This window comes from Rhodopseudomonas boonkerdii (assembly GCF_021184025.1).
In the GTDB taxonomy this organism is placed as follows: domain Bacteria; phylum Pseudomonadota; class Alphaproteobacteria; order Rhizobiales; family Xanthobacteraceae; genus Tardiphaga; species Tardiphaga boonkerdii.
This window is the reverse complement of record NZ_CP036537.1, coordinates 18,007-41,992: the sequence shown is the minus strand read 5'-3', so window position 1 is coordinate 41,992 and position 23,986 is coordinate 18,007. Positions and strand designations below refer to the sequence as shown.

The window sequence follows — 23,986 nt, the reverse complement described above, 5'->3', positions numbered from 1 at the left end:
GGTATTGAGGTTCTACCAATAGGGCGTTGAAGGCGGCCTCTTCGGCAAAGCGCCTATTCGACAGTGAGTTCGGCGCCGGTGAGGCGGCGATAGGCGTCCAGGTAGCGCCGGCTGGTGGCATCGATCACTTCCTGCGGCAGCGTCGGCGGTGGGGCCTCGCCGTTCCAGCGCCCGGCCTTGCGCTCGACATCAAGCCAGTCGCGCAGCGGTTGCTTATCGAAGCTCGGCTGCGGCTGGCCGGGCTTGTAGACGTCGGCCGCCCAGAAGCGCGAGCTGTCGGGGGTCATCACCTCGTCGATCAGGATGATGCGGCCGGCGTTGTCGCGGCCGAATTCAAATTTGGTATCGCAGATGATGATGCCGGCCTCGCGGGCGATCTCCTCGCCCTGGGTGTAGATGGCGCGGGTCATGCTCTCGAGCGTGAAGGCGTCTTCCTCGCCGACGATCTCGCGCATGCGGCCGACGGTGATGTTCTCGTCATGACCGGTCTCGGCCTTGGTGGCCGGGCTGAACACCGGCTGCGCGAATTTCTGGCTTTCGAGCAGCCCGTCTTCGAGCTTCTCGCCGGCCAGCGTGCCCGATGCGGCATACTCCTTCCAGGCCGAGCCTGAAATATAGCCGCGGATCACACATTCGATCGGGAAGACGGTGGTCCGCTTGCACAGCATGGCGCGGCCGACGATGGCGTCGCGATGACCTTCCAGAGCGCGCACTTCGCTGATGATCTCGTCGGCATCGACGGAGAGCATGTGATGGGGCACCACGCCGTTGAGCTGGTTGAACCACCAGGCACTGATCTGCGTCAGCACCGCACCCTTCATCGGGATGGTCTCGTTCATGACCACATCGAAGGCGCTGATGCGGTCGGTGGTCAGCAGCAGCACGCGGTCCTCGCCGACGGAATAGATATCGCGGACCTTGCCACGCCCGATCTTGGGAAGGGGCAGGTCGCTCGAGGCCATCGTGGTCATGTCAGTCACTTTCGAAATCAGGGCACCGGCCGTTTGCCGGGGCGTCGTGGCGACGACGTTACCCTATTCCGGCAGCGGGATAAATTCGTGTTCGTCGGGCACATGGGCGAAGCGGCCGGTCTTCCAGTCCTGCTTGGCCTGTTCGATGCGCTCCTTGCTGGAGGACACGAAATTCCACCACAGATGCCGCGGCCCTTCCAGCGCGTCGCCGCCGAGGAACATCATGCGGGTGTCGCGCTGCACCTTGATGGTGATTTCGTCGCCAGGACGGAAGATCAGCAGTTTCGGGCCTTCATGGCGGTCGCCGGCGATGTCGATTTCGCCATCCACTACATAGATCGCGCGCTCCTCGTGATCGGGATCGAGCGGCAGCGTGGCGCCGGCATTGGCAGTGACCTCCACATAGAACCACGGTGACACCATGGACACGGGCGAAGCCTTGCCGAACGCCTTGCCGGCGATCACGCGGGCGGAAAAACCATTGTCCTGCACGGTCGGCAGGCTGTCCGCGCCATAGTGCTGGAACGACGGATCGATCTCTTCCGAGCCGGCCGGCAGGGCAATCCAGCTCTGCAGGCCGAGCATCTTCTGGCCATTGGCGCGCTGGACGTCCGGGGTACGTTCGGAATGGGCGATGCCGCGGCCGGCCGTCATCAGGTTCATGGCGCCGGGCTGGATCTCGCGGACATTGCCCTCGCTGTCGCGATGCATGATGGCGCCGTCGAACAGATAGGTGACGGTAGCGAGGCCGATATGCGGATGCGGTCGCACATCCATGCCCTTGCCGGCGATGAACTGCATCGGGCCGAAATGGTCGAAGAAGATGAAAGGGCCGACCATCTGCCGTTTGCCGTGGGGCAGCGCACGGCGGACGGCAAACCCGTCGCCGAGGTCGCGCGTGCGCGGGACGATGGCGAGCTCAAGCGCGTCGCAGGTGAAGGGATCGCCGAGGATGGGGTCGTTGGAAGGGTGCCAGCTCATGGCTGGCACCCTAGCAGGAAAAGGCCGGGCGGGAGTAGTCGCAGATTTCGCGACGCTCTGTCCGCCCTGGCGGATCACAGTTCCTTGATCTGCACCTTGCGGAATTTCACCACGCCGGAGCCGTATTGCAGGGCAATCGGGCCGCTGGCGAGTTTGCCGTCCTCGACATCCGCGGTCTTCTGGCCGTTCAGGATGACCGTCATCTTCGGCCCCTTGGCGGTGATCTCATAGGTGTTCCACTTGCCCGCCGCTTTCGGCATCGGGTTGACCTTGGCCACATCGACGATGGCGCCGGTGCCATAGGTCGGGTCGGGGCGCTTGTCGAAGATGTTGACCTCGTAGCACTCCTTGGAGTCGATCACCTTGGCCGTCTTGCAACGGATGAAGATGCCGCTATTGGCGTCTTCATCGGTCCAGAACTCGGCCTTGATCTGGAAATCCTTGTAGGACTTCTTGCTGACGAGATAAGCGGGATCCTTGCCCGCGGTCAGCTTGTCGGCGACCAGAGCGCCGTCTTTCATGGTCCAGTTGGCATCGGCGACCTTGTCCCAGTCGCCCATCTTGGTGCCATCGACCAGTGTCACCCAGCCGTCTTGGCTCGATGCCGGCTGAATGGCGACAATGGCACTTACGCCGACCGCAGCGACAGCCACGATCGCAAATATACGCTTCATAGTGGTCTCCTCCCGTTGCTTCTTATTGTCGCAACGATAGCAACGGGAGCGGGAAGGTGTAAACGCGCGCGCAGCGACTTTCGATTGTGCGGATGCTAAGGCGCGTTCTGTGTCCCCGCGCGACGCGTCGAGTCCGGGACACGATTGCGGGGAATTAGCGCCCCAGCGCCGTGGCGGTCGTCACGCGATCGAACTGCTCCAGCGTCAGGATCGCATCTGCAAATGTGTCGGCGCGCTTGTCGAGTACGGGACGTGCAAGCTGCAGAAACTTCTGCTGCATGGCGGTTGCGTCCGGGAAGGAGTCCGGCTCGCCCGACGGATCGGGCGCGATGCGCTCGTGCACGCCGTCCTCTGTGTGGATGCTCACGCGCGCTCCGAAGGGATGGCGCTTGCCTTCCAGGCGCTCGTCCTGAACCACGTCGAAGCGGTCGGCCAGCCTATCGATGGCCGTATCGCCCAGGCGTTTGTAATCGTCCCAGCCGAACGAGCCTTGGTCCAGCGCCAGCGCCCCGGTGAAGAACATTGAGAATTGGCCGCCGACGATGGAGGTTGGGTGGCGCTTGGTGGCGGCGTCGCCGGTCAGCGTGATGCCGTTGCGATGCAGGCCGATCTCGACGCGCTTGACCTGCTCGGGCGTGAGATTGTGCTCGCGGCGCATGGCGATCAGTGTGTCGATGGCAGCATGGGTGTAGCGGCAGCTCGGATAGGGTTTTACGCCGATTTTCATGGTCTCGTAGACCGAGCCGAGATCAGCTGTGGCCTTCTCCGGATGGGCGTCGTCGCTATAGCCCACCAGCAGGCCATGTTTGCCTTCCACCGATTCCGTCGCGCCGATGAATGCGTTGCGTGCCAGTGTGGCTGCGATCACGCCATTCATGGCCGCGGCACCCACCTGGTAGCGCTTGTTCCAGGCGCCATTGACCAGGAATTGCAACGAACCTGCGGCCTGACTGCCCGACACGCCGAAGGCGGAGATCAGCTGTTTCTTGGACAGGCCGAACAGCTTTCCCGCAGCTGCGGCGGCGCCATAGGTGCCGGCAGTGGCTGTCGGGTGGAAACCCTTGGCGTAATGCGACGTCGGGTCGAGCGCGTTGCCGAGCCGGCAACAAACTTCATAGCCGGCGACGATGGCGGTCAGTACGTCCTTGCCTGAAGCGTCAACCATCTCGCCGACGGCGAAGGCTGCCGGGACGACCGGGGCACTGGGATGCAGCGAGGAGTCGGCATGGGTGTCGTCGAAATCGAGCGAGTGGCCGAGCGCGCCGTTGAGCAGGGCGGCCACGGCAGGCGTCCAGGTCTTGCTGTCGCCGAACACGGTGGAGCCACCCTTGCCGTCCAGCGACAGGGTTTCCAGCATCTTCAGGAGCGAGGGCGTGGATTCGGCTTCGCTGCGGGCGCGGATGGTGCTGCCGAGATAATCGAGAATGAGGCACTTGGCGCGTTCCAGCACCTCCTGTGGAATGTCGTCGAATTTCAGGCTGGCGACATAGGCGGCAAGCGTTGCGGTCTCGTTGGCCATTGTGTTTCCTCACTCTTATCGAATTAGCCTTAAGCAAGCACAATCGGCGTTTCAAGCTGGTATGGCGGCGCGGGGACCAGCCATGCGAGCCGGCCATTATCCGCGTCAGGGATCGATCGTCACATGTCCGTATTCCGGGAAATGTTTGGAGTGCTGAAACGTGTGGCGGCCTTCTTCCGCGCCCATACGATCGAACTCGGGCTTGGCATCCGGGTGACGGCGGCCGCGCTGACGTCGCTGATCGTGGCGCTGACATTTGGGCTCAAGCTGCCGCTCTGGGCGGTGCTGACTGCAATCATCGTCACCCAGATGAGCGTGGGGCGCTCGCTAAAAGCGACGCGCGATTATCTCATCGGTACCATCGGTGGCGCGGTTTATGGCGGCGCCGTGGCGATCCTGATTCCACATTCCAATGAGAGCATGCTGCTGCTCGTCCTGGTGCTGGCAGTGGCGCCGCTGGCCTTCATCGCCGCCATCAATCCCAGCCTCAATGTCGCGCCGGTGACGGCCATCATCGTGCTGCTGTTGCCATTAATGAACCACAACACGCCGCTGGAGTCTGCCATCGATCGGGTGCTCGAAGTCACCGTCGGCGCGATCACCGGTTTGCTCGTGTCCTTCATCGTACTGCCCTCGCGCGCGCATAGCCAGGTCCGGATCAATGCGGCGCACGCGCTCGATCTGATCGCCACGGCTCTCTCCGAGCTTTTGGCCGCGCTGACGCGTGGTCGCGATAACGAAGCGTTGCATCGGCTTCAGGATGGCATCGGTCATGCGATCACCAGCCTGCAGGCGATCGGTGCCGAAGCCGAGCGCGAACGTGCGGCGCACCTCTCCAAGGGACCCGATACCGGTCCGCTACTGCGCACCACGCTGCGTCTGCGCCACGATCTGGTCATGATCGGGCGTTCCACCGTTGTGCCTCTGCCATCGCCGTTGCAGGTCAGGCTTGCCGGCCCGCTGGCGCGGGTGAGCGAGGCAATGGCAACCTTCCTGCATTCGACCGCGGTGGCGCTGCGTAGCGGTACCGGTGCGCCGGCCATTTATCCGGTGCAGACGGCCTTGAAACTCTACGGAGAGGAGGTCGCCAAACTCCGTCAGGAAGGGCTGACGCGCGGCCTGCCCGGCGATATGGCCGAGCGCTTTTTTGCCATCGGTTTTTCGCTGGAGCAGATGAGGCAGAACCTGAAGGACCTCGAGCGTTGCGTTTCCGAATGGGCCGAGGCCGATCCGCCGCTGGCGGGCAAGAAAGTCATTGACGCGACATGAGCGTCGCCATGGCGTGAAAATGCAATCGCTCGGGATCGCGCTCGCCGCGAGCGGCTTCATCGACGATGCAGTTCGAGAGGACCTGAACGGCATCGGCGGGAATGAACAGTGGCAATTCCTCGATACATAGATCGAGAGCCGACGACATCGCCTCGACGGCATCGTGGCCAAACTCTCGATGATCCGCATCCTGAGGCACCAGTGCAGGCGACGGCATTTCGCGGATGCGCTCGGAAAGGCGGGCCGCGTCGGTCAGCACCCGCATATAGATCAGGCCAGCCTCTCCGAGCTCGTTCTCATCGGTTTGCCCGGATCGGGCCAGCGCGACGATACGTGCGGCAAGGCGGCGGCGATTGTCGTGGGTATCGACGGTATCACCTTCACGGGCGATGAACGGTTCCCAGGCCGCATCGAAGGCACGGGCCAGCGTAAGATGGACGTTCTCGTCGCGCTGGAGGTCGAACTCTGAAAATGTCATGCGCATTAACCGAGGGGCAGCGCAGCCGTTCCAGCTTGGTCTGCGTCAGATCGGCTGGTTCACGGTTTTTGTTGCACCTGCTTCAGCATGGAACGGACGACCATACGGTGGAACGGTGTGATGATCGTGAGATAGGTCCGGCCAATCCAGTTATGGGTCAGTACGATGGTCGTTGCCGTCACGCGTTGGCCGGCTTCGAGGGATGCGACGTCGATCACCACGCGAAAATCGAGGTGGCTGTCATTGAAGCCAGCCACCAGGCGCTGCGGCGTCTCGCTCAGCAGCGGGAAGAAACCCACCTTTTCAACCTTTTCATTGCGTGCCGATTTCGCCGTCTTCAACCCAAGTGGCGTGACGATGGCGTCGCGGAGCTTCATCAGCGCGTCCACCCACCACGGCGAGCGGCTGAGCATGCGTTCGGCGGCCTCGCGCGCGGACAGCGTCGTAGCGGTCGTGATGCAGAAGGCATCGGCGAATTGCGCGCCGGCAAGGAATGCGTCGATGTCGGCGGTAGGCTGGACTGCTGAGACCATCTCGAAACTCCAGCAATGGCTGGCTAGAATTGTGCGCCTGCTTTGCCGTCATGAAGCCTAGACAAATTGTCATAGGCCCCGTGCGTACCGGCGGTTGACCGGCAGGGTATGCCCGCCATGACTTCCATGTCATACAGGCAAGGCAAATCGTGCGTGGAGGAATGCCGTGACCTATGATCGTTCGACCGTCGAAGCCGTGATCCAGCACTATTTTGATGGCCTTTACGAAGCTGATGCCGATAAGCTCGGCGCGATCTTCCATCCGAGCGCAGATCTGCGCTGGGTCGAGAATGGTGAGCTCAAGGTTCTCACTGTGCCGGACTGGATGGCGATGGTCCGCAAGCGGAGCTCCGGCAAGGCCGATGGCAAGGCGCGCGAGGATTTCATCGTTACGGTCGATCGCTCCGATGAGAAGACAGCTTTTATCAAGGTGCGCTGCCAATTGCCGCCGCGCTACTTCACCGACTATCTGGTCGCGATGAAGCTCGCCGACGGCTGGCAAATCGTCTCGAAATCTTATCGCTACGATTTGCGGGACTGACCCTTCGGCCGGAGCGAGTCCACCTGACGACTCTGGCAGTTGGACCTGAATCAATCGCTCCGCGCCTCGCGGCGCCATATATCCGATGCTGTGTCAGGCGCCGGTTTGGCTGTCCCAGCCACGCATCGTGTGGCGGGCCACGGCCTCTAATTCTTCCCGGCTCGCCCCATCCCGCGCCATCAGCGACATGCCGTTCTGCACGGCGAGCACGAACCGCGCGAGCCCGTTGATATCGATCGATGCATCGAGCTCGTCGTTATCGACCGCACGGCGAAGTCGCTCGCTGACTCTTTCGAGCCCACCCGCGCGCGCTGCGCGCACGGTTTCGCCCAGCTCTACTTGTCCTTCGCTGCCCACCGTCGAGAGCGTGACCATGCAGCCAAGCGGCTCGCAGCGTCCAACCGAAGCGGTCAAGGCTGCAGCCGAATCCATCAGGAGTGCCGCGATCGCCTCGCGCGCCGTTGGGGCCTTGGCGAAATTGCCCCAGACCAGCCCTTCGTAATTCTGGCCATAATAACGCAGCGCCTCGCCGTACAGCGCCTCTTTCGATCCGAAGGCCGCATAGAGGCTCGGCGTTCCAATCCCCATGGCCTCGGTGAGCTCCGAAATGGAGGTAGCGGCATAGCCTTTTTGCCAGAACAGACGCGTTGCTGCCGCCAGCGCGGCCTCGCGGTCGAAAGCGCGCGGGCGGCCACGGCTGGGCTTGGCCGGAGTGGTCGAGAGCGTGTTATCCGTTTTCTGCATCGATCGTTATATAATTCCCTTGACCGTCCGCCGCAATGCGCTTAGCTGATTTCTATATTGTTCACTACAGAAAGAAAAAGCATGAACGATCTGACTGGAAAGCGCGCCCTAGTCACCGGCGCATCACGCGGCATCGGCGCGGCCATAGCAAAAGCGCTCGCGGCAAAAGGGGCTGACGTTGCAATTACTTACGAGCGCTCCGCCGACAAGGCCGCGGAGGTCGTCCGCGCCATCGAAACGTTCGGCCGACATGGCTTTGCGATCCGGGCTGACAGCGCCGATGCGAACGCCGTGAAGCGGTCGGTTAAGGACGCCGCTGAGAAGCTCGGTGGCCTCGACATTCTCGTCAATAATGCCGGCATCGCCCGCGGCGGCCCGGTGGCCGAGATGAGCCTCGCCGATATCGATGCCATCCTCGACGTCAATGTGCGCTCGGTGGTGCTGGCTTCGCAGGCTGCCATTCCGCTGCTTGGGCAGGGCGGCCGCATCATTTCGATCGGCTCCAATCTTGCCGAGCGCGTCCCGTTCCCAGGGATCACCGTCTACTCGATGTCGAAATCAGCGCTACTGTCTTTCACCCGCGGTCTGGCCCGCGAGCTTGGCCCACGCGGTATCACAGTCAATCTTGTCCATCCAGGATCGACCGATACCGATATGAATCCGGCCGAGGGCGAGACATCGGATGCGCAGCGCGCGTTTTCGGCGCTGGGGCATTACGGCAAGCCGGAAGATATCGGGGCCGCGGTTGCTTTCCTGGCGAGTCCTGCCGCGCGTCAGATCACCGGCACCGGCCTTCTGGTGGATGGCGGCGCCAACGCCTGAGCGTTTGCGGGGGTAAACGAAAAGGGCCCGGCAGATGCCGGGCCCTTTTTGTTATCTGGCTTGCTCTGCCGTGTTCACGGCTGAACCGCTTCAGCGTCGCGGCTGGCGAACTGGCGGTTGATTGAAATCGCCAGCAGCGTGCAGACCGCGCCTGAAAGCAGATAGACACCCGACGATGACAGGCCGAAATGGCTCGACAGCAGAAGCGCGGCCAGCGGCGCGAAGCCGGCACCGAACAGCCAGGCGAGGTCGGTGGTGAGTGCCGAGCCGGTGTAGCGATAGCGCTTGCGGAAGCTCGATGCGACCGAGCCCGAGGACTGGCCGAGCGACAGGCCGAGCAATACAAAGCCCAGGACCATGAAGGCGAGTTCGCCGACGAGGCCGCCGTCCAGCATCTGCGGAGCGAAGCCGGAGAACACCGCGATCGCGATTGCCGAGCCTGCAAGCAGGGTACGGCGGCCGACTTTGTCGGCGATATAGCCCGAGAACAGCATCGCGATGATGCCGACTACGGCGCCGATGCATTCGATCACAAGAAAGCGGCCGGGCGTTTCACGCGTGAACAGGAACACCCAGGACAGCGGAAACACCGTGACCATATGGAAGAGGGCGAAAGAAGCCAGCGGCGCGAAGGCGCCGACAACGATGGTACGGCCCTGCTGTGCAAGGGTTTCCGGCACCGACGACGGTTCGAGTTCACGGCTTTCGAACAGTTCGGTGTAGCCCGGGGTCACCACCATGCGCAGGCGTGCGAACAGCGCGACCACGTTGATGGCGAAAGCGACGAAGAACGGGTAGCGCCAGCCCCAATCGAGGAAGTCTTCCGCCGACAGGGTATCGACGAAGAAAGCGAACAATGCCGAAGCGACGATCAGGCCGATCGGGGCGCCGAGCTGCGGGATCATGGCGTACCAACCCTTGCGGCCTTCCGGCGCGTTCAGCGCGAGTAGCGAAGCGAGACCGTCCCAGGTGCCGCCCCAGGAGAGGCCCTGGCCAATGCGCGCAGCGGCAAGCAGCCAGGCAGACGCGACACCGATGGTCTCGTGGCCGGGCAGGAACGCGATGGCGACGGTGGAGACGCCGAGCAGGAACAGCGCCACGGTCATCTTCGCGCCCTTGCCCTGACGGCGGTCGATCTCCGTGAAGATGATGGTGCCGATCGGGCGCGCGATGAAGGCGAGCGCAAAGATCGCGAAAGAATAGAGAGTACCGGTCAGCGGATCGAGATTCGGGAAGACCAGCTTCGGAAATACCAGCACCGAGGCGATCGCATAGACGAAGAAGTCGAAGAATTCCGACGTGCGCCCGATGATCACGCCGATGGCGATCTCGCCCGGATTCACCTGACCATGGCTGTCCGCGTTGAGGCGACGCGCATCCTGTTCCATCGTCGATGTCGCTTGCGCCATATCTTCAATCCATTCGTATCGTAGGTTGCATATACTGAATTCGGCGCAAGAATGCATGCCGGCCAGTTGACGATTTGTCGTGAAGCTCAGTTCCGAACCATTGGACAAATTGTCCAATGTTGCCCTGCAGCAAATGCGCCTAACCGTGCGCGCGAACGGACATTATCGAATGGGTAAGACCTTGAGCCGCCTGAGAATCCTCCTTCTGCTGCCCTTGGTTGCCTTGCTGGGCGGCTGCAATTTCGTGGTCATGAATCCTGCGGGTGACATCGCAGTGCAACAGCGCGACCTCGTAGTCGTTTCTGTGGTTCTGATGCTGCTCATCATTATCCCGGTGATGGCGCTCACCGTGTTCTTCGCCTGGAAGTACCGCCAGTCGAATACCGCCGCTCCATATGAGCCGGATTGGGATCACTCCACCCATCTCGAACTCGTTATCTGGTCGATGCCGCTGCTGATCATCATCTGCCTCGGCGCCGTAACCTGGAGCAGCACTCATCTCCTCGATCCGTATCGTCGCCTCGATCGTATCGCGCCGGGCCAGGCCGCGACTCTGAACGATCCGCTTGTCGTCGAGGTTGTGGCGCTCGACTGGAAGTGGCTCTTTATCTATCCGGAATATGGCGTGGCTGCGGTCAACGAGCTCGTCGCCCCGCTGGATCGCCAGATCCGCTTCAAGATCACCGGCACTTCGGTGATGAACTCGTTCTACATTCCCGCGCTGGCCGGCCAGATTTATGCGATGCCCGGCATGGAAACGAAGCTTCACGCCGTCATCAACAAGCCCGGTAAGTATGAAGGCTTTTCGGCCAACTATTCGGGTGCCGGCTTCTCCAATATGCGCTTCGCCTTCCACGGCGTCGATCAGGCCGGCTTCGATGCCTGGATTGCCAAGGCCAAGGGGAGTCAGGACAAGTTGAGCCGCGACATCTATCTCGAGCTCGAAAAGCCGAGCGAGAAGGTGCCGGTGAAGCTCTACAGCAGCGTCGATGCCGATCTGTACAAGCTGATCCTCAATCAGTGCGCCCAGCCCGGCAAGATGTGCATGAGCGAAATGATGGCGATCGACAGCAAGGGCGGCATGGGCCTCGCCAGCGCCCGCAACATCCTGCCGCTGAAGTACAATGTCTCGCAACTCGACGGTTCGGCTTCGGTCAAGAACTACGTCGCCAGCGTCTGCACCGTCGCCGACGCCGTCCGCGAAGCGGCCGACCGCACATTCACGCCGGGCGATCCGACGCCGATGAGTGGCGCCGGCTTGTCGCGCACCCGTGCGCCCGCACCATTTCAATTCACGCCTGTGCCGTCGTCCGCTGAGCGACGCGCTTCCAACACCTGATCCGGATCGAGTCCCATGTCTGCTGCTACCGGAATTGCTGAAAACACCGGCTTGGCGAAGATTCTCTTCGGCCGCCTTACTTTCGAGTCGTTGCCGCTGCACGAGCCGATCGTCGTCGCCACCTTTTGCGCCGTTGCGCTCGGTGGCATCGCGCTCGTGGCTGGCCTGACCTATTTCCGTCTCTGGGGTTATCTCTGGAAGGAATGGTTCACCAGCGTGGACCACAAGAAGATCGGTATCATGTATATGATCCTCGGTCTCGTGATGTTCCTGCGCGGCTTCGCCGATGCAGTCATGATGCGTCTGCAGCAGGCGCTCGCCTTCGGTGGCTCTGAGGGCTATCTCAACGCCCACCACTACGATCAGGTCTTCACCGCCCACGGCGTGATCATGATCTTCTTCGTGGCGATGCCTTTTGTGACCGGCTTGATGAACTACATCGTGCCGCTGCAGATCGGCGCCCGCGACGTTTCGTTCCCGTTCCTGAACAACTTCTCGTTCTGGATGACCACCGGTGGCGCCGTGCTGGTGATGATCTCGCTGTTCGTCGGCGAATTCGCCAAGACCGGCTGGCTGGCCTATCCGCCGCTGTCGAATATCGGCTACAGCCCGGATGTAGGCGTCGATTATTACATATGGGCGCTGCAGGTCGCGGGTGTCGGCACGACACTATCAGGCATCAACCTGATTGCGACCATCGTGAAGATGCGCTGCCCCGGCATGACCATGATGAAGATGCCGGTCTTCACCTGGACCTCGCTCTGCACCAACGTCCTGATCGTCGCGTCCTTCCCGGTGCTCACCGCGGTTTTGGCGCTGCTGTCGCTGGACCGTTACGTCGGCACCAACTTCTTCACGAACGATCTCGGCGGCAACCCGATGATGTACGTGAACCTGATCTGGATCTGGGGCCACCCGGAAGTCTACATTCTGATCCTGCCGCTGTTCGGCGTGTTCTCGGAAGTGACTTCGACGTTCTCAGGCAAAAAGCTGTTCGGCTACACGTCGATGGTCTACGCCACGATCGTCATCACGATCCTGTCCTATCTCGTCTGGCTGCATCACTTCTTTACCATGGGCTCGGGCGCCAGCGTGAATTCCTTCTTCGGAATCACGACCATGATCATTTCGATCCCGACGGGCGCGAAGATCTTCAACTGGCTGTTCACGATGTATCGTGGCCGAATCCGGTTCGATCTGCCGATGATGTGGACCGTGGCCTTCATGCTGACCTTCGTCATCGGCGGTATGACCGGCGTCATGCTGGCGATTCCGCCGGCCGACTTCGTGCTGCATAACTCGCTGTTCCTGATCGCTCACTTCCACAACGTCATCATCGGTGGCGTGGTGTTCGGTGTGTTCGCCGCGATTAATTTCTGGTTCCCGAAGGCGTTCGGCTTCAAGCTTAATGAGTTCTGGGGCAAGGTGTCGTTCTGGTTCTGGGTCGTCGGCTTCTGGGTCGCCTTTACGCCGCTCTATGTGCTCGGCTTCATGGGCGTCACCCGCCGCATGCGCGTGTTCGACGACCCGTCGCTGCAGATCTGGTTCGTCATTGCCGGCATCGGTGCGGCGATGATCGCGGCCGGCATCGGCGCCTTGCTGCTGCAGATCGCCGTCAGCGTCTGGCAGCGCAAGCAACTGGTCGACAATACTGGCGATCCATGGAACGGCCGTACCCTGGAATGGGCCACCTCGTCGCCGCCGCCGGACTACAACTTCGCCTTCACGCCGGTCGTGCATGACAATGACGCCTGGTACGACATGAAGCAGCGCGGCTATCAACGTCCACTGGAGGGTTTCAAGCCGATTCATATGCCGAAGAACACCGGTGCTGGCATCATCCTGTCAGGCTTTGCGACTGCACTGGGTTTCGCGCTGATCTGGCACATGTGGCTGTTGGCCGTGGTCGCCTTCGTCTCGCTCATCGCCGGCGCCATCTATCACACCTTCAACTACAAGCGTGACTTCCACATCCCGGTGGATCAGGTCATCAACACGGAAGCCGAGCGTACCAAGCTCTTGGCAGCACAGGCCGCATCATGAGCGCACCGACCCAAACCATGAACGGCGAGGCGCCGGTCTTCTACGTCGCCGACGAGCACGATCATCCGCCCGGCCAGAGCACCATGCTCGGTTTCTGGCTCTATCTGATGAGCGACTGCCTGATCTTCGCGATGCTGTTCGCGACCTTCGGCGTGCTCGGCACGAGCTACGCCGCCGGTCCGGGACCGAAGGATCTGTTCGATCTCAAGCTGGTCGCGCTCAACACCGCGATGCTGCTGTTCTCCTCCATCACCTATGGCTTCGCCATGCTGGAGATGCAGAAGGGCAAGGTCGGCGCGACCCAGATGTGGCTGGCGATTACCGGCCTGTTCGGGCTCGCCTTCCTGGGAATTGAGCTCTACGAGTTCCACCATATGATCCATGAAGGTGCGGGCTGGTGGCGCAGCGCTTTCCTCTCGTCCTTTTTCACGCTGGTCGGCACTCACGGTTTGCACGTCACCTTCGGCATCATCTGGCTTGTGGTGTTGATGGTGCAGGTGGCGAAGTTCGGCCTTATCGAGGCCAATCAGCGGCGCCTGATGTGTCTCAGTATGTTCTGGCACTTCCTCGACGTCGTCTGGATCGGCGTCTTCACCTTCGTCTATCTGATGGGAGTCGTGCGATGAACGCCGACGCACACGCTGGTCACGGTCACGACGATCACGCGCATGGCCACGATGACGGCCGCGACCACGGCTCGTTCAAGTCCTACATGACCGGCTTCATTCTTTCGGTCATTCTCACCGCCATCCCGTTCTATCTGGTGATGACCGGTGCGATCGAGAACAAGAACTGGACCATCGCGATCATCGTTGCCATGGCTATGGTGCAGATCGTGGTTCACATGGTCTACTTCCTGCACATGAATACGACGTCGGACGGCGGCTGGACCATGATGGCGCTCATTTTCACCGTCATCGTCGTGGTGATCGCGCTCGCCGGCTCGTTGTGGGTGATGTACCATCTGAACGTGAACATGATGCCCGTCCACGACATGAGGAACATGCCCTGATGAGCGACACCGACCGCGCCCCGCGCGGCACGGTGACGCTTTCGGTGCTGGCGATTCTCGCCATCCTCGGGATTGCAGGCTTGACAGCGCTCGGTATCTGGCAGGTCGAGCGCCGTGCCTGGAAACTGGATCTGATCGAACGTGTCGATCAGCGCAGCCACGCCGCGCCCGCTGCTGCACCCGGGCCCGCGGCGTGGCTGGCCATTTCCCGTACGACTGACGAATATCGCCGCGTCACAGCGTCGGGCACATTCGTGCCGGGCAAGGACGTGATGGTGCAGGCCGTGTCCGATCTCGGCGCGGGCTTTTGGGTTCTGACCCCGTTGCGCACCGATACTGGCTTCACGGTTCTCGTCAATCGCGGCTTTGTCAGCCCGGACGAGCGCAAGGCCGGTGCTTTTGCACCTCCCGCATCGTCCGTAACTGTGACCGGCCTGTTGCGCATCTCCGAGCCCAAAGGTGGCTTCTTGCGCAACAACGATCCTGCCGCGGGCCGCTGGTTTTCCAGGGATGTCGCTGCAATCGCCGAGAGCCAGAATCTCGCCGTGGTCGCGCCCTATTTCATTGATGCCGACAAGTCCCTCGATGCGCCCGGTCAGCCCCATGGGGGCCTGACGGTCGTCTCCTTCCCGAACAATCACGCCGTCTACGCGCTGACCTGGTTCGGGCTGGCTTTGATGCTCGCCGCCGGCGCTGTCCATGTCGGGCGCCACGAGTGGAAGATTCGGAAAAAATCACCATCTCGCGTATGACATGACAGATGTCGCGCCGATCAGGCAGGATCGTGCACATCGCGCATGACGGTGCGAAATGCAGGGTTTCGGAGTTTCTGGCAACATAATTGGATCGGACGGCGCCGGTGTCGGTCCGGATGCCGTTCCGCGCGCTGTCACCGTTTCGCCTGTCACCCTGCCGCTCGACGAAACCACCAACGTCAAGAACATCAACCAGCTGATCCAGCTGCGTTGGATCGCCGTGATTGGTCAGGTGGTCACCATCGGCTTCGTCCATTTCGTGATGGGCGTCGAGCTGCCGCTGATGCCGATGATCTCGGTGCTGTGCGGTTCGATCTTTCTCAATGTCATCAGTCAGGAATGGTTGCGCAAGCAGACCGATGCGCGCGATCGCGAATTGCTTCTGCTCCTGCTGCTTGATGTCGCCGCGCTGACGGCGCAGCTTTATCTCAGCGGCGGCGCCACCAACCCTTTCGTGTCGCTCTATCTGCTGCAGGTCACGCTTGGTGCGATGCTGCTCAATGCCCGCTTCACCTGGGTGATTGTGATCGTCGCCAGCCTGTGCTTCGCAGGGCTGATCATCTTTCATCGCCCGCTGGCTTTACCAGCCGGGATGGCGGATCATCTGTTCCAGATCCACATCGTCGGCACCTTGATCTGCTTCGTGCTCGATGCGGCGCTGATCGTCGTGTTCATGACGCGTATCGCCCGCAACCTGCGTGACCGCGACAATGGTCTCGCTGCATTACGTCAGCAGGCTGCCGAGGAAGACCATATCGTCCGCATGGGGCTTCTTGCCTCTGGCGCCGCGCACGAACTCGGCACGCCGCTGGCGTCACTCTCTGTGATCCTCAGCGATTGGCGACGCATGCCGGCGCTCGCCAGCAATCCCGAGCTGATGGAAGAGATCGCCGAAATGCAAGCCGAGGTGCAACGCTGCAAATCGATCGTGACCGGCATCCTGATGTCGGCCGGAGACATGCGCGGCGAGGCGCCTGCAGTGACATCCGTGAATGATTTCTTTGGTGAACTCGTCGAGGATTGGCGGATGGCGCGGTCGAGCGGCACGCTGGTTTACGAGAACAACTTCGGCGAGGATATGCCGATCGTTTCCGACTCAGCCTTGAAGCAGACGATCTTCAATGTGCTCGACAACGCCAATGAGGTCTCGCCGCTCTGGATCCGCATCGCGCTGGAACGGGCGGGCGATATGCTGGTGCTGAAAGTGAGCGATATGGGGCCGGGCTTTGCCGCGGAGATGCTGGCAAATCTTGGCAAGCCCTATAATTCGAGCAAAGGCCGGCCGGGCCGCGGGCTGGGCCTGTTCCTGGTGGTCAATGCCGTCCGCAAGCTGGGCGGTTCGGTCGTGGCGGATAATCGACCGGTCGGCGGTGCCGTTGTCACGCTGTCCCTGCCTTTGTCTGCCCTTGCGATAGGAGCACACAGACATGTCCGATGAACGTCTCTTGATCATCGTCGAAGATGACGAAGGCTTTGCCCGCACCCTCAAGCGCTCGTTCGAGCGCCGCGGCTACAATGTGCTGCATGCGGAAGGTTTTGAAACGCTTACCGAAGTGCTCGGCGACAAGGTGCCGGGTTATGCGGTGGTCGATCTCAAGCTCGCCGGGGCCTCCGGTCTTGCCTGCGTCGAGGCGCTGCATGCGTTGAGCGAGGACATGCTGATCGTTGTTCTCACAGGCTATGCCAGCATCGCAACTGCGGTCGAGGCCATCAAGCTCGGCGCCTGTCATTATCTCGCGAAGCCGTCGAACACCGACGATATCGAGGAGGCTTTCCAGAAAGCTGCTGGCGATACGCAGGTGGCGCTTACCGAGCGTCCGACCTCCATCAAGACCCTGGAATGGGAACGCATTCACCAGACGCTGGTGGAGAGCGATTTCAATATTTCCGAAACCGCCCGCCGTCTGGGCATGCATCGTCGGACGCTGGCGCGGAAACTCGAAAAGCGACAGGTGAATTGAGGCGTTCGAATATCTTCGGCTAACAACAGCCTTGATGTCGGAACCAATGCGTCAGCGCGCCTTCAAGTGGTTTCCAGGCATGCTCAAGCGCCTTGAACTGCGGTGCGCTCGCCCGATACATCTTGCGGATTTCGGCTTCCATCGCGTCGAGATCGACGCCGGTGAGCTTGCCGTCGCGGCAGATCGTGCGACCATCGACGATGACCTCACGCACGCAGCTGCTATTGCCGCGCGCAAACAGCATGTCGATTGGATCCACCGGCATGATTGCATCGCGGTCGAGTTGGCCGATATCGAGGACGACGAAATCCGCAGCCTCGCCGGCGGCGAGCGCGCCCGGGCCGGGTGCGCCGATCGACCGCCGGCCGTTGCGAACAGCGAGCGATAGAAACTCTCCGCGGCTCCAGGTTCGCTCGAAGCCTAGGCCGCCATGGGCCATTTGCACGAGCCGCATTTCGCGGATCGCATCGTCATCCTCGTCAAGTGCAACGCCGTCGATACCAACCGCAATTCTGCAGCCACGACGATGCGCATCCGCGATGGGCGGGAAGCCGGAATGCAGATGCAGGTTGGAGCTGAAATTCGTTACGATGGTCGCACCGGCTTCTGCGATCATGTCGAGCTCGTCCGGTCGGGCATGGATGCAGTGGGCAATGGTCAGACGCTCGGACAGCAGGCCGATATTCTTGAGAAAGCGTACCACGCCACCCGGAAATGCGCGGTCGGCCCATTGCCGCTGATAGATGGTCTCCAGCAGATGCATATGGACGCGTCGGCCGGTGGTTGCGGAACGTTCTGCAATCGCTTCGAGCAAGGCAGGCGAACACCACTGCACGCCGGCCGGCCCGTATTGCACGTCGGTCATCGGCCCGGCGATGGTGGCATGGATCGCATCGACGCGGTCGAGATACTCGGTCGCTGAGGGGCTCGGGCGGATGAACAAGTCCTGGATCGTGCTGCGATCTTCATCGGACAAAGTCGAAAGTACGTCTGCGCTATCGCCATAGACCAGCGGGTTCTGGTCGCGCATCGCTAGGGCGAACGCGATCCGGATGCCGACATCACGTGCGGCCCGCCCGATTGCGATCACCTCGTCGACAATCGGTAATTTACCGCTCGGGCGGGTATAATGGATCATCGCGCCACCACAGCCGGCGCGCGCCGAGCGGGCGAGCGAAACGGCGGCAGCGAGATAGGCGTCTGGCGGTGTACCGAAAACCGAGCGAAGGATCCACGATTCCAACGGCATCCCTGACGCGCCGAAGGAGGTCATGGAAGGACGTGCATGGTCATGGGCGTTGACCAGCGCAGGGATGATGAGGTGGTTCGCCTGCGGCGTGGTCGCAGCGCCTGCCGACACTTTCGTGATCAGACCGTTCGTATAAGTGATGTCGGTCTGAGGCACGAGGGCGGTGCCGGTGAAGGCGTGTGCCGTAGACAGCGTCTTGACCATGATTGAACTCCAAACGTGCCCCGGACGCGATACGGCACGAGGTGCCGCATCGCGCCAGGGACAAAAGGGATGTCAATTCGCGGTATAGACGAGTTCGCGCTCACTACGCGGCGGCAGGAAGTCGCGCGAGAAGATTTCCTTCGGCGTCGGGGTGCGCTTCAGCTCATAGCCTTCGACCACCATGCCGATGGCGCGGGCCATGCGGTCATCCTTGATGTCGCCGATGCCGATTTCCTTCATCTCCGGCGAAACTATCAGTTTGTCGAAGGCGAACTGCATGCGGCGCTTCTCGACCGGCACATCGACCAGATTGTCATAGGCGACGACGGACTTCATGGCTTCGTTCTGATCCTTGGCGATGGCGATATTTGCCTTGTTGATCGCCCGGACGAGACCGGTCACCGCCTTCGGATTGTCCTTCAGCAGCTTCTGCGAGACCATCACTCCGTTGGAATAGAGATCGAGACCGAATTCACCGAACGAGAACCACTTGAAGTCCTTGTCGGGATCCTGGCGGTTCAACACCAGATTGAAGTAGCTGGTGATGTTGAACACGAGCGCCGCGTCGATGTCGCCCTTGATCAGCATCGGTTCCTGCAGGTTCGGCGCCATGTTCGATACCTTGATCTTGTCGGCGGCGAGCCCGTTCTTCTGGATGAACACCGGCAATAGGCGTGTCGTCGGCGTGCCCTGCGCGCCGCCGAGCGTGCGGCCTTCGAAATCCTTGATGGTCTTGATGCCGCTGGAATTCTTGGTGACGATCGAGAAGGGCGGCTGGTTCCACATCATATAGACCATGACCGGCGCATCCTGCGGTCGCGTGGATGAGTTCTGGATGATGGCGTTGACGTCGCCGAAGCCGGCATCCCAGGCGCCGGACATGATGCGGGTCACGGTAGCGCCCGACCCTTCGCCCTGATCGATCACGACGTTCAGGCCTTCTTCTTTGAAATAACCCTTGTCCTTTGCATAGAAGAAAGCGGCATCGCTGCCTTGCGTCTTCCAGCCGAGCGTGAATTTGATGGTCGTCTCCTGCGCGGACGCGGTGCTCGCAAGCAAGACACTCGAGAAGGCGAGGGCAGTCAATCTCTTCAACATGACAGTCTCCTGGTTGATGGTGTTGATCAGGTCGCGACGAGATCGTTCTTGCGCGTGGCCCATCCAGTCACGCGCGCTTCGATCAGGGAGAAAATGACGTAGAGGGCGACGCCGAGGATCGCGAGAATGAACAGGCAGGCGAAGACGAGCGGTACATTGAAGTTAGATGATGCGCTCATCATCACATTGCCGATGCCACGATTGGACGCGACCGTCTCTGCCAGCACCGCGCCGACAAAGGCGTAGCTGACCGCCACCTTCAGCGAAGCGAAGAAAAACGGCATCGTGCGCGGCAGGCCGACATTCCAGAGAATGTCCATCTTGCTGGCGCCGAGCGCTTTCAGCACGTCTTCCATTTCCGGTTCGGTGGTGGCGAGGCCGGTGGCGATATTCACAACGATGGGAAAGAAGCAGATCGACAACGCAGTGAGGATGGCCGGCACCGAGCCGGATCCAAACCAGAGCACGAAGATCGGCACGACCGCGACTTTGGGGATGGACGAAAAGCCGACGAGCAGCGGATAAGCAGTGTCATAGGCGACTTTCGACACGCCGATGATTGCGCCGAGCACGACGCCGAGGCCGACGCCGAGCGCGAAACCGGTCATGGTGGTGACCAGGGTTTGCACGATATGCGGCCATAGCACCGGGAAACGCGCGATCAACGTCGCGAGAACGTCCGTCGGGCGCGGCAGGATCAAATCGGACATCCCCGAGACGATACAGAACAGCTGCCAACCGACGAAGAAGGCGATGATCAGCCCGAGCGACCAGAGCTTTTGACGAAGGCCGAGGTTCATTTATGCCTCCTGCGTTGCTGACGCGCTGGTGCGCGCGTTGACGATGAGCTCGCGGAGGCGCTGGTTCAGCGCAACGAAGTCAGGTTCGAACGTCATCGGAATGGCGCGCGGCCGCGGGAAATCCACCGGGCTGTCGTCGAGGATGCGGCCTGGCCGTGCGCTCATCACGCAGATGCGGCTGGCGAGGAAACCGGCTTCGCGCAGATCATGCGTAACCAGCAGCACCGTCGGCTTATGCTGCAGCCATAGTTCCTGCAGGATCGACCACAGCTCTTCCTTCGTGAACTGATCGAGGGCGCCAAAGGGCTCGTCGAGCAGCAGCATGCGCGGCTCGTGGATCAGCGCGCGGCATAGATTTGCTCGCTGCAGCATGCCACCGGAGAGCTGCCATGGATACTTCTTGCCGAAGTCCTTGAGCCCGACCTGCGCGAGCAGCGCATGCGCTCTGTCGCGAAACTCGGTCTTGCGCTTCTGCCGATATTCAGCGCGGAACGGCTGCACAATCTTCAGCGGCAGCATGATGTTCTGCTCGATGGTCAGCCAGGGCAGCATGGTCGGGTTCTGGAATGCCATGCCGATCCGCAACGCCTTGGCCGCCACCTCGCGGCCGCCGACAATGACCACACCGGTGGTCGGGCGGATGAGGTTGCTGACCAGCTTGAGAATCGTCGACTTGCCGCAGCCGGAGGGGCCGACAAGGGCGAGGAATTCGCCATCGGGAATGATAAGGTTGGTCTCGGACAATGCCGGTGTCGCGCTGGCGCCGCGGCCGAAGGTCACCGATGTCCGCGACAGCTCAATGGCGGTCGGGGCGCGCAGCGTAGTCTGGGCTAGGGCCCCGTTCTCTTGCATACTGATCATGGCGATAAGTGTATGCAATTGAGGTGCCACCTGAGACACGCTTGAGTCTTGAACGAATCGACCTCAAATTGCTTCTATCGATGTTTCCTGTGCGAAATTATTGGGCACAGACGCTCGAAAGTGCATGCACTTCGCGCAAGCGCTTGCATGCGAGGAATGATACAGGTTCGACAGAATGCCAGAGACGCCAAATCCCAAAGACAAAGTCGGGATGATCTGCCGTGCCCTGCGCCGTGCGATCATTGAGCAGGCGCTGGAGCCAGGCACGAAGCTGCCCGAGGATGCCCTGGGGGAACGCTTTGGCGTCAGCCGCACCATCGCGCGCCACGCGCTCGGGCAGCTGGCCTCCGAAGGCCTCGTCGAGCTCCGCCGAAACCGGATCGCCGTGGTGGTGACGCCGAGCTGGCAGGATGCGCGCGACATCTTCGATATCCGCATGGAGCTGGAACGCCTGATCGTGCGCAAGTTAGCGGGCAAGCTGAAGCCGGCCCAGATCGCGCGCCTGAAGGCGCATGTGGCGGCCGAGCAGGAGGCGCATGAAGGGCCAAGCGCCGTCTCGATCCGCCTCGCTACCGAGTTCCACATCCTATTGGCGTCGATGACCAGCAGCCCGGTGCTGGTCCGCTATGTCAGCGAGGTCGCCTATCGTTGTTGTCTGACACTCTCGCTGTTCAGTCGTCCGCATTCTTCCGAATGCGGCATCAACGAGCATATTGCCATCATCGATGCCCTGCAGAGCGGTGATGCCGACAAGGCAATGGCGCTGATGCATTCGCATCTCGGCGAAGTCGCGAACCGCGCGCTGGTTGAGCCAAGCCCGGCGCGCGGCCGCGATCTCGTCGATGTGCTGGCGCCCTATGCGGAAGAGACGGGCTGACGTCTTTCGCCAGTGGGGATCGGCGAGTTACGGTGTGATCGACGCCGTCAGGTGGTCAGCGAATAGGCTGGCGGCAACGGGAGCGTTTGGGGCGCGGTGCAGGCGTATCTCGGCCACGGGCAGCCCGGGCATGCCGTTTTTCTCCGACAGCGGCCGCAACTGTGAGGGAAACGTGCCCTGTTTCATAACCGTGACCGCGAGACCTTGCGCGACGACGGCAGCGACGGCGGCCTGGCTGTGACTCACGAAAGCAAGCCGCCACGGACGTCCCGCCGCATCCAGCGCATCCATCGCCCATTTTCGAAACAGGCAGCCCTGCGGATAGAGCGCGAGCGGAAGCGGAGTGCGGTCGGGTACGTCATGGCCGGCGCTGCCGGCCCAAACCGCGCGTTCATGGCGTAGCAACTGACCGCTATTGCTGCCTTCTGCATGCATGCCGATCACCAGATCGAAATCCTCTCCAAGGCGTTCTGGCATCAAGCTGGTGAGCCCGGTCTCCATTTCGACGCTGATCGCGGGATGACTCGCCGCGAAGCGCGCGAGCAACGGCGGCACGACATGCGTTCCGTAGTCCTCCATCACGCCCAGGCGGACACGGCCTTTGATGCCATGGTTCCGTAATCTACCCATGGCTTCGTCACTCAGCGACAGGATCCGGCGAGCATAGCCGAGCAAGCTTTCGCCCGCATCGGTCAGCGCCACATGGGTCGTGCTGCGCCGAAACAGCTCGGCTTGCACGCGATCCTCGAGGCGCCGGATCTGCATGCTGACGGCCGACTGGGTCAGGTTGAGCGCAGTAGCCGCTTGGGTAAACGAACGATGGTCGGCCACCGCGACGAAAGCGGCCAGCAAATCGGGATCGAGTGCGCGTGGTCTCATCATGGAATGTTATCAAGGTCATAAAAACAATTCCATTCCATGATGACGCTCGCGTCGGTACGGCTCTGTCCCTCAATGCAAGTGGACGGGCTTGATGGCGGAACTTTACGGGATACTGGCCGCGATCATGTCGAGCGGGATCGGGGGTACGGCAATCGGGGCCACGCGCTATCTGGTTGGGACCGTCGATCCGTTCGCCATCGGCTCCTTCAGGTTCGGCATCGGTTTCGCGTTGATGCTGCCATTGATGCTGTGGCGCGGCTTGGCATGGCCGGCGCGGAATGACTGGCCGGCAGTGGCTGGGCTCGGCTGTCTTTTCTTCGCGGTGTTTCCGCTGCTGTTCAACGCGTCGCTGATCTACACGACGGCCGCGCGTGGGGCGCTGGCGCTCTCGACTTTGCCCCTGCTCACCATGCTAGCCGGCGCTGCGCTCGGCAGCGAGCCGCTGACCCAGCGCAAGACGGTGGGCGTGCTGATCGCCATGGGCGGTGTCGGGCTTGCGCTGCTGAACGGCCTGGCAATGGCGCCGCTCGATGCCTGGCGCGGCGATTTGTTGATGATCGCCGCAGCACTGTGCATGGCGTTGTACAGCATCTGGTCGAAAGCGGTGATGCGCCGATCCGGGCCGATCGCCTTCACGACCATGGCCATGGGTGTCGGCACTGCGGTTCTGGTGCTCATCGCCGGGGTGCGTGGCAGTTTTGCGCCGGTGCCTGCTTTCGCAGAGGCGCAATGGTTCGCGACCATCTATCTCGGTGCGATCGGCAGTGCGCTCGTCTTCTACCTCTGGGCATTTGCGTTGGAGCGAACGACGCCAACGCGAGTGGCGGTGTCTGTAACCGTCAATCCGGTCACCGCCTCGCTGGTCGGCGCCGTCATGCTCGGCGAGCCGCTGAGCTGGAACCTGGCCGCCGGGATTGTCGCGGTGTTCGTTGGGATCTTTGTGGCGACGTCGTAACGGCGCCTG

At 61.6% G+C, this 23,986-nt stretch carries 25 protein-coding genes; 12 read left to right on the top strand and 13 right to left on the bottom strand.

Annotated elements, in window-relative coordinates; genetic code table 11:
* Positions 1-53: 53 nt before the first annotated feature.
* From E0H22_RS00195 to E0H22_RS00180, 4 genes are all read right to left on the bottom strand, one after another.
* The gene (locus tag E0H22_RS00195) at positions 54-971 is read right to left on the bottom strand and encodes a phosphoribosylaminoimidazolesuccinocarboxamide synthase (RefSeq protein WP_233023778.1); all 918 of its coding nucleotides are present in this window, start codon (positions 969-971) and stop codon (positions 54-56) included.
* A gap of 63 nt (positions 972-1,034) precedes the next feature.
* Complete coding sequence (locus E0H22_RS00190) at positions 1,035-1,952, bottom strand: pirin family protein (protein WP_233023777.1); 918 nt, start codon at positions 1,950-1,952, stop codon at positions 1,035-1,037.
* Between the two features lie 74 nt (positions 1,953-2,026).
* Positions 2,027-2,626: a 3-keto-disaccharide hydrolase gene (locus E0H22_RS00185; RefSeq protein ID WP_233023776.1), complete on the bottom strand. Its 600-nt coding sequence runs from the start codon at positions 2,624-2,626 to the stop codon at positions 2,027-2,029.
* Between the two features lie 154 nt (positions 2,627-2,780).
* On the bottom strand, positions 2,781-4,145 hold the full coding sequence (locus E0H22_RS00180; protein ID WP_233023775.1) for an MmgE/PrpD family protein: 1,365 nt from the start codon (positions 4,143-4,145) through the stop codon (positions 2,781-2,783).
* 141 nt (positions 4,146-4,286) lie between these two features.
* Here E0H22_RS00180 and E0H22_RS00175 point away from each other — a divergent pair, with 141 nt between their 5' ends.
* Complete coding sequence (locus tag E0H22_RS00175; RefSeq protein ID WP_233026567.1) at positions 4,287-5,414, top strand: FUSC family protein; 1,128 nt, start codon at positions 4,287-4,289, stop codon at positions 5,412-5,414.
* On the opposite strand, the gene E0H22_RS00170 is transcribed toward E0H22_RS00175, so the two are convergent.
* Positions 5,398-5,892, bottom strand: coding sequence for a hypothetical protein (locus E0H22_RS00170; RefSeq protein WP_233023774.1), 495 nt, complete (start codon positions 5,890-5,892; stop codon positions 5,398-5,400). The genes E0H22_RS00175 and E0H22_RS00170 overlap by 17 nt on opposite strands.
* Before the next feature lie 59 nt (positions 5,893-5,951).
* Positions 5,952-6,425 (bottom strand): DUF2867 domain-containing protein, encoded by a 474-nt coding sequence (locus tag E0H22_RS00165; RefSeq protein ID WP_233023773.1) that lies wholly within the window; start codon positions 6,423-6,425, stop codon positions 5,952-5,954.
* Between the two features lie 166 nt (positions 6,426-6,591).
* Here E0H22_RS00165 and E0H22_RS00160 point away from each other — a divergent pair, with 166 nt between their 5' ends.
* Positions 6,592-6,966 carry a nuclear transport factor 2 family protein gene (locus E0H22_RS00160; protein WP_233023772.1) on the top strand — a complete coding sequence of 125 codons (375 nt, stop codon included), beginning with the start codon at positions 6,592-6,594 and terminating at the stop codon, positions 6,964-6,966.
* A 93-nt stretch (positions 6,967-7,059) separates the two neighbouring features.
* Here E0H22_RS00160 and E0H22_RS00155 read toward each other — a convergent pair whose 3' ends face one another.
* The gene (locus tag E0H22_RS00155; protein ID WP_233023771.1) at positions 7,060-7,710 is read right to left on the bottom strand and encodes a TetR/AcrR family transcriptional regulator; all 651 of its coding nucleotides are present in this window, start codon (positions 7,708-7,710) and stop codon (positions 7,060-7,062) included.
* Positions 7,711-7,791: 81 nt separating this feature from the next.
* Between E0H22_RS00155 and E0H22_RS00150 the strand changes: the two genes are divergently transcribed.
* Positions 7,792-8,532, top strand: a complete 741-nt coding sequence (locus E0H22_RS00150) for an SDR family oxidoreductase (protein ID WP_233023770.1) — start codon at positions 7,792-7,794, stop codon at positions 8,530-8,532.
* Positions 8,533-8,606: 74 nt separating this feature from the next.
* On the opposite strand, the gene E0H22_RS00145 is transcribed toward E0H22_RS00150, so the two are convergent.
* Positions 8,607-9,941, bottom strand: coding sequence for an MFS transporter (locus tag E0H22_RS00145; RefSeq protein ID WP_430715192.1), 1,335 nt, complete (start codon positions 9,939-9,941; stop codon positions 8,607-8,609).
* A 181-nt stretch (positions 9,942-10,122) separates the two neighbouring features.
* Between E0H22_RS00145 and cyoA the strand changes: the two genes are divergently transcribed.
* Genes cyoA through E0H22_RS00110 form a run of 7 tightly spaced genes read left to right on the top strand, consistent with a single transcriptional unit; the run spans position 10,123 to position 17,051 of the window.
* Positions 10,123-11,280 (top strand): ubiquinol oxidase subunit II, encoded by a 1,158-nt coding sequence (gene cyoA / locus E0H22_RS00140; RefSeq protein WP_233026565.1) that lies wholly within the window; start codon positions 10,123-10,125, stop codon positions 11,278-11,280.
* 15 nt (positions 11,281-11,295) lie between these two features.
* Complete coding sequence (cyoB, locus tag E0H22_RS00135; protein ID WP_233023769.1) at positions 11,296-13,323, top strand: cytochrome o ubiquinol oxidase subunit I; 2,028 nt, start codon at positions 11,296-11,298, stop codon at positions 13,321-13,323.
* Positions 13,320-13,949 (top strand): cytochrome o ubiquinol oxidase subunit III, encoded by a 630-nt coding sequence (gene cyoC / locus E0H22_RS00130; protein ID WP_233023768.1) that lies wholly within the window; start codon positions 13,320-13,322, stop codon positions 13,947-13,949. The genes cyoB and cyoC overlap by 4 nt, the downstream gene beginning before the upstream one ends.
* Positions 13,946-14,335 carry a cytochrome o ubiquinol oxidase subunit IV gene (cyoD, locus tag E0H22_RS00125; protein ID WP_233023767.1) on the top strand — a complete coding sequence of 130 codons (390 nt, stop codon included), beginning with the start codon at positions 13,946-13,948 and terminating at the stop codon, positions 14,333-14,335. The genes cyoC and cyoD overlap by 4 nt, the downstream gene beginning before the upstream one ends.
* Positions 14,335-15,087 (top strand): SURF1 family protein, encoded by a 753-nt coding sequence (locus E0H22_RS00120; RefSeq protein ID WP_233023766.1) that lies wholly within the window; start codon positions 14,335-14,337, stop codon positions 15,085-15,087. The genes cyoD and E0H22_RS00120 overlap by 1 nt, the downstream gene beginning before the upstream one ends.
* Before the next feature lie 58 nt (positions 15,088-15,145).
* Positions 15,146-16,528 carry an ATP-binding protein gene (locus E0H22_RS00115; RefSeq protein WP_233023765.1) on the top strand — a complete coding sequence of 461 codons (1,383 nt, stop codon included), beginning with the start codon at positions 15,146-15,148 and terminating at the stop codon, positions 16,526-16,528.
* Positions 16,518-17,051: a response regulator transcription factor gene (locus E0H22_RS00110; RefSeq protein ID WP_233023764.1), complete on the top strand. Its 534-nt coding sequence runs from the start codon at positions 16,518-16,520 to the stop codon at positions 17,049-17,051. The genes E0H22_RS00115 and E0H22_RS00110 overlap by 11 nt, the downstream gene beginning before the upstream one ends.
* Positions 17,052-17,070: 19 nt before the next feature.
* Here the strand turns inward: E0H22_RS00110 and E0H22_RS00105 are convergent, their stop codons facing one another.
* From E0H22_RS00105 to E0H22_RS00090, 4 genes are all read right to left on the bottom strand, one after another.
* Complete coding sequence (locus tag E0H22_RS00105) at positions 17,071-18,504, bottom strand: amidohydrolase family protein (RefSeq protein ID WP_233023763.1); 1,434 nt, start codon at positions 18,502-18,504, stop codon at positions 17,071-17,073.
* 72 nt (positions 18,505-18,576) lie between these two features.
* A complete protein-coding gene (locus E0H22_RS00100) occupies positions 18,577-19,602 on the bottom strand; it encodes an ABC transporter substrate-binding protein (protein WP_233023762.1) in 1,026 nt (341 codons plus the stop codon).
* Between the two features lie 26 nt (positions 19,603-19,628).
* Entirely contained in the window at positions 19,629-20,402 is a 774-nt protein-coding gene (locus tag E0H22_RS00095; protein WP_233023761.1) for an ABC transporter permease, read from the bottom strand.
* Complete coding sequence (locus E0H22_RS00090; RefSeq protein ID WP_233023760.1) at positions 20,403-21,263, bottom strand: ABC transporter ATP-binding protein; 861 nt, start codon at positions 21,261-21,263, stop codon at positions 20,403-20,405.
* A gap of 175 nt (positions 21,264-21,438) precedes the next feature.
* On the opposite strand from E0H22_RS00090, the gene E0H22_RS00085 reads away from it, so the two are divergent.
* Positions 21,439-22,140, top strand: coding sequence for a GntR family transcriptional regulator (locus tag E0H22_RS00085; protein WP_233023759.1), 702 nt, complete (start codon positions 21,439-21,441; stop codon positions 22,138-22,140).
* A gap of 27 nt (positions 22,141-22,167) precedes the next feature.
* On the opposite strand, the gene E0H22_RS00080 is transcribed toward E0H22_RS00085, so the two are convergent.
* Positions 22,168-22,992 carry a LysR substrate-binding domain-containing protein gene (locus E0H22_RS00080; protein WP_347340817.1) on the bottom strand — a complete coding sequence of 275 codons (825 nt, stop codon included), beginning with the start codon at positions 22,990-22,992 and terminating at the stop codon, positions 22,168-22,170.
* Positions 22,993-23,113: 121 nt separating this feature from the next.
* Here E0H22_RS00080 and E0H22_RS00075 point away from each other — a divergent pair, with 121 nt between their 5' ends.
* Positions 23,114-23,977, top strand: a complete 864-nt coding sequence (locus E0H22_RS00075; RefSeq protein ID WP_233023758.1) for a DMT family transporter — start codon at positions 23,114-23,116, stop codon at positions 23,975-23,977.
* Positions 23,978-23,986: the final 9 nt, after the last annotated feature.

What these genes read in the sequence shown, in the direction of transcription:
- E0H22_RS00195 (WP_233023778.1), bottom strand. Translation starts at nt 971, where the DNA reads ATGACCACGATGGCCTCGAGCGACCTGCCCCTTCCCAAGATCGGGCGT.
- E0H22_RS00190 (WP_233023777.1), bottom strand. Translation starts at nt 1,952, where the DNA reads ATGAGCTGGCACCCTTCCAACGACCCCATCCTCGGCGATCCCTTCACC.
- E0H22_RS00185 (WP_233023776.1), bottom strand. Translation starts at nt 2,626, where the DNA reads ATGAAGCGTATATTTGCGATCGTGGCTGTCGCTGCGGTCGGCGTAAGT.
- E0H22_RS00180 (WP_233023775.1), bottom strand. Translation starts at nt 4,145, where the DNA reads ATGGCCAACGAGACCGCAACGCTTGCCGCCTATGTCGCCAGCCTGAAA.
- E0H22_RS00175 (WP_233026567.1), top strand. Translation starts at nt 4,287, where the DNA reads ATGTTTGGAGTGCTGAAACGTGTGGCGGCCTTCTTCCGCGCCCATACG.
- E0H22_RS00170 (WP_233023774.1), bottom strand. Translation starts at nt 5,892, where the DNA reads ATGACATTTTCAGAGTTCGACCTCCAGCGCGACGAGAACGTCCATCTT.
- E0H22_RS00165 (WP_233023773.1), bottom strand. Translation starts at nt 6,425, where the DNA reads ATGGTCTCAGCAGTCCAGCCTACCGCCGACATCGACGCATTCCTTGCC.
- E0H22_RS00155 (WP_233023771.1), bottom strand. Translation starts at nt 7,710, where the DNA reads ATGCAGAAAACGGATAACACGCTCTCGACCACTCCGGCCAAGCCCAGC.
- E0H22_RS00150 (WP_233023770.1), top strand. Translation starts at nt 7,792, where the DNA reads ATGAACGATCTGACTGGAAAGCGCGCCCTAGTCACCGGCGCATCACGC.
- E0H22_RS00145 (WP_430715192.1), bottom strand. Translation starts at nt 9,941, where the DNA reads ATGGCGCAAGCGACATCGACGATGGAACAGGATGCGCGTCGCCTCAAC.
- cyoB (WP_233023769.1), top strand. Translation starts at nt 11,296, where the DNA reads ATGTCTGCTGCTACCGGAATTGCTGAAAACACCGGCTTGGCGAAGATT.
- cyoC (WP_233023768.1), top strand. Translation starts at nt 13,320, where the DNA reads ATGAGCGCACCGACCCAAACCATGAACGGCGAGGCGCCGGTCTTCTAC.
- cyoD (WP_233023767.1), top strand. Translation starts at nt 13,946, where the DNA reads ATGAACGCCGACGCACACGCTGGTCACGGTCACGACGATCACGCGCAT.
- E0H22_RS00120 (WP_233023766.1), top strand. Translation starts at nt 14,335, where the DNA reads ATGAGCGACACCGACCGCGCCCCGCGCGGCACGGTGACGCTTTCGGTG.
- E0H22_RS00115 (WP_233023765.1), top strand. Translation starts at nt 15,146, where the DNA reads ATGCAGGGTTTCGGAGTTTCTGGCAACATAATTGGATCGGACGGCGCC.
- E0H22_RS00110 (WP_233023764.1), top strand. Translation starts at nt 16,518, where the DNA reads ATGTCCGATGAACGTCTCTTGATCATCGTCGAAGATGACGAAGGCTTT.
- E0H22_RS00105 (WP_233023763.1), bottom strand. Translation starts at nt 18,504, where the DNA reads ATGGTCAAGACGCTGTCTACGGCACACGCCTTCACCGGCACCGCCCTC.
- E0H22_RS00100 (WP_233023762.1), bottom strand. Translation starts at nt 19,602, where the DNA reads ATGTTGAAGAGATTGACTGCCCTCGCCTTCTCGAGTGTCTTGCTTGCG.
- E0H22_RS00095 (WP_233023761.1), bottom strand. Translation starts at nt 20,402, where the DNA reads ATGAACCTCGGCCTTCGTCAAAAGCTCTGGTCGCTCGGGCTGATCATC.
- E0H22_RS00090 (WP_233023760.1), bottom strand. Translation starts at nt 21,263, where the DNA reads ATGATCAGTATGCAAGAGAACGGGGCCCTAGCCCAGACTACGCTGCGC.
- E0H22_RS00085 (WP_233023759.1), top strand. Translation starts at nt 21,439, where the DNA reads ATGCCAGAGACGCCAAATCCCAAAGACAAAGTCGGGATGATCTGCCGT.
- E0H22_RS00075 (WP_233023758.1), top strand. Translation starts at nt 23,114, where the DNA reads ATGGCGGAACTTTACGGGATACTGGCCGCGATCATGTCGAGCGGGATC.